At 30.1% G+C, this 4,438-nt stretch carries 1 protein-coding gene and 2 pseudogenes; all 3 read right to left on the reverse strand.

All coding sequences use genetic code 11. The features are described from left to right. Positions 1 to 556: 556 nt before the first annotated feature. A pseudogene (mobV, locus tag HMPREF3125_RS02060) lies at positions 557 to 1,797 on the reverse strand (MobV family relaxase). A gap of 185 nt (positions 1,798 to 1,982) precedes the next feature. Then, positions 1,983 to 3,360 (reverse strand): annotated as a pseudogene (gene tet(K) / locus HMPREF3125_RS02065) (tetracycline efflux MFS transporter Tet(K)). A 161-nt stretch (positions 3,361 to 3,521) separates the two neighbouring features. After that, the coding region (locus tag HMPREF3125_RS02070; RefSeq protein ID WP_234753897.1) for a replication initiation factor domain-containing protein at positions 3,522 to 4,438 on the reverse strand (917 nt) is incomplete at its 5' end.

Raw genomic sequence — 4,438 nt, forward strand, 5'->3', positions numbered from 1 at the left:
AATGATTTGCATGATTGTTTTTATACATAAAAAATCGACTCCTTAATCTCAATTTCGTTTAAGGAATCGCTCACCCAAATATATATCTTGATGTATATTTAAATATCGTTTAATATCTAAATATACAAGATTATAAAAACAACTCAGTGTTTTTTTCTTTGAATGATGTCGTTCACAAACTTTGGTCAGGGCGTGAGCGACTCCTTTTTATTTTGTTATTAATATAACACTATCAAAAGACTTGGTCTAATCAGATCAAGTCTTTTTTTATTTAAGCATTTGTATTATCTTGGTAAACAGTTAAAACTACTAAAACACCAAGTACATACTTACTTGTTATAAAATTCTCAAAAGGCTTCTCTGAATTTCATTTCTTCAACTCCTTTTATTGCTTTATTCCAATTTCCTTATTGGTCGGAACCTACAGGGCTTTATGTGTTGTTGAGTTGGTACTTTCTTGGGATTAATCCCAATTCAAGTCCAACCAACTCGCTAACAAGTTAGCTAACACATAGCCCATTCCAACCAATAAGTTTTCTCGGCATAAATGCATGTTCTATAAGTGCATACCTCTATCTCGTTTTTGATTCTTTTGTTGTTCTTGTTGCTGTTCCTGTTCTGAATATAATTCTGGATTCATTTTTTTATCTAAGTTTCCTGCTAAACCATTTAGTTTTGGTTCATCTTCTGTTAACTTATTAACTCTTTCCGCAAAGGTATTTCTTCCTAAAACTCGTTCTAACTCTTTTAGTAAGATTTTTAAAAGCTTTAACGCTATTTCTATATTCTCTTTAAGTGGCTTTGCATTTTCGTAAAGTTGGTTAAAATTATCGTCTGCGTTTTCAATACGCTCAACTGCTTTATTTAATAAATCATCTTTCTCTCGTATTTCCTTATCTTTATCATCTAAGGCTCTACCAGACTTTATATACTCGTAATCTTCCGAAATATCTTGAGCAGCTTTTATCTGTTTCTGAAATTCATTGAAATCTTTTTGGCTTATTACAACATTTCCAGTTTCTTGTATTTCTTTGCTAAATAAACCACCTACTTTTTCAGTTTCTTGCTCATACGGAACATTTATAGGCTTTTTAAGCGTATTTAACGATTTTTGGTACTCTTGCATTAATTTATCGTTCTTTTGCTTTATATGGTCTGTTTTTTGGCTCTCACGTTCATATTCTTGCTTATGATATTCTGTTTTTTGTTTATACTGACTTATTTGCTCATGTTAGCATTTGTTACTTGTCTTGATTGCCCACGTTCTAAATCATATCCTCGTTGTTTAACATGCTCATTAAATCTATCTTGAAACGCTGTTAAAGCTTTTTTATTACCTACAACTTCTTTAGCACTTAAACGACCATCATCAGTTATTGGAACAACGCCATAATGCATATGTGGTGTTTTTTCGTCCATGTGAACTGTTGCATATAATAAATTATCTTTACCGTATTCTTGTTCTAAAAACTCTTTAGCATATTCAAAAAACTGCTTTGTATCTTCTGGCGTTTGATTATCAAAGAAATCATTGTCTGATGTAATTAAACCATCAATGTGTTTAATCGCGTCTGTTCTAATTTTTCTTTTGCCTGTATAATTCTGTTCGATTTTTTCATCAATCAAGTTATTAAAATTCTGTTTATTAGCATTTACCAAATCATAATTTAAGTAAGTTTTACTATGGTCTATATCTTCATTTTCATAATTATTATTTTCTCTTTGAACATGTTTTTGTATGCCCGTTGTATTTGTTCCAGATTTAACTTTTGAAACTCTAACAATGGAATAAGACATATAAAAATCACTCCTAAGCACAAAGGTTTCATGTGTATTTAATAGTTTAAGTCTAACACACTAGACTTATTTTTAATAAGTCGTTAATACGTGTGCTCTGCGAGGCTTAAACCTGTTTTTGCTAACGCAAAAAATGAGTGGCAAAATGCTAGCCACTCATAGTTCTAAACCAAAATATAATATAACTATTCAAACTGCTTTTCAGAACGTTTAAATACAATAATCGTCAAAAGACAACATAAAATAATAAGGATAGCCATGGCTACAAGAATATTACTATACACTCCAGAAGAATAATTTATAAATTCCAGAACTAGTTTACGATTAATCAATTGTAGTGACAATAAACCTCCTACAATTGCTATACCTGTTCCCTCTGATAAAAAACTTGTGAAATTTAGCAAACTCATTCCAGAAGCAACTTCTTCTTCAGAAAGACTACTTGATACTATTTTTGATATAACTGTTTTAGTAAAAGATAATCCGCCCATAACAAATATAAACATAAAAGTAGTCAACCACATACTAAACTCAACAAAAAATGCAATAGTTAAAAAACTTATAGAGATAGACAATGATCCTAAAATAAAAACAAATAATGATCCTTTTCTATCCACTAAAAAACCACCAAAATAACCAAAAACAATAACACTCATGGTTCCAGGAAAAATAACACTATTACCTATTGTCGCTACATTTACATGATAAATAGTTTTCATCATATAAGGCACCATTGATATAAAACCAGCTACTATAGAAAATATTAGCCCACCAGAAAACAAACCAAGCATAAACGGAATGTTTTTCCCTAGTTTAGGATTAATAAAAGGGTTAGAAACTCTTGAAATATGTTTAATAAAAATCACAAAAAAGATTGTGAAGAGTATTAAAAAAGTCCAATTATAATTTGTCGTAAATAACATAAAACATATAATACTTATAGACATTAAAACAATACCTACGATATCTAATGTATTTTTTGTTGATTTACCAGGTACCATTACTTTATAAGAAAAGGTATAGTTACTATTGTAATCATAGGAAGTATAAGTAGGTAAGACCAATGAATATAATGTGCTATTATTCCCCCTATTGAAGGACCTAACCCTTCACCTAAAGCTACAATTGATCCTATAAAACCAAAGGCTTTGCCTTGTTTTTTTCTTGTAATATTTCTAGCTACAACCCCATAATCAGTGAAGGGAATGCAGCAGATCCTACTCCTTGTACTAACCTACCAAAAATCAAAATAAAAAAGTGATTGTGACCAATAAAAGCAATCAATGAACCAAGACAGCTCAAACTAATACCAATAATTAACAATTTTTTTATATTTATATAATCAGATAATTTTCCATATACTGCTGTTCCTATCGAAAAAGTTAACATATATGCAGTGTTTACCCAGTTTGTAATTCCAGGAGTAGTATTAAAATGATTTGCAATATCAGGTAAAGAAACATTTAAAACCATTTCATTTAATACACTAAAAAATGAAAGAATACAAAGCCAAAATAAAACGCTATAAAACAAACCTTTAAATTTTTTATATAAACTAAACAATTTTACCTCTTTACTTGAGGTGACTAAAGTTTATAGGGGTAAATTATTCTTTCACCTCATATAAATTCCCCAAATTTTTAAATAGACACTTCATAAAAAAATCCTCCTAAATTAGAATAGTTTAAATATATCATTTTTGTTCAGTAATATTAATATGTACACTATTTCCAAAATTTAAATTCATGTTGCCAAAAATCGATTTGTTTTTGCAATTGTTTTTCGTTCGCTTTTAAAGTCGATTTCATTAAGTCCGTTAAATCGACTGGCGAAATTTCTTTTATCAAATTCTTATATTTTGTTCTAGAATTTCTGTGAAGCTTTCCCCATTCTTCTTCATCACTCAATAACATAAAAACTATTGCTCTATCCGCAGTGCGTTGGATAGTTTTCCAATCTGGTTGCAAGATATGTAAATCACTAAAGCAATCATTCCAGTAATCCACCATATCTCTTTTAAGTTCGATTTCTACACGCCATAAATGTTCAGACATAACTTCAGCATCTGCATTATCTTTACGTTCTTGCTTTTTATTATAAATTCTAATAAATCTATTACTATCTCTCACGCCAAAATATTTTGTTTCTGGCTTACCATTACGACCATAAAAAATAGTTTTCTTAACTGCTTTATCAGACATTGCATAGTAGTCACTCAAATCATCTTCAAAATCAAAGGCTAAATCTAATCTTGTAAAACCGTCATCTTCCATGTAGCTTATTATATTTTGTTTTAACCAAATCATTTCATCTCGTGTAAGTTTGTTTGGATTAAATTCAATACGCATATTACGTCTATCCCAACTATCTGCTTTCACTTTGTCATATTCAATATAAACTTTTTCTTGAAGTGCTTTAGCTTTAAACTTTGTTTGAAGAATATCCCAAAGTCTTATTTGGGGCTCTACACTCATAAATTTAGAAAGGGCTTGAGCGTTGTCTCGGTTGAGATTTCCAACGATCGTCATTGCATCAAAACTTAATTTTGGATCAGATATGCACACAGTATGTGCGTCCAACCGGCTATTAGAGTAGCCGGTTTTAGAAAAATTGTCTAAATCGTGATTTTCCAAATGATTTG

The organism is Staphylococcus sp. HMSC13A10 (assembly GCF_001808005.1).
GTDB lineage: Bacteria > Bacillota > Bacilli > Staphylococcales > Staphylococcaceae > Staphylococcus > Staphylococcus pasteuri.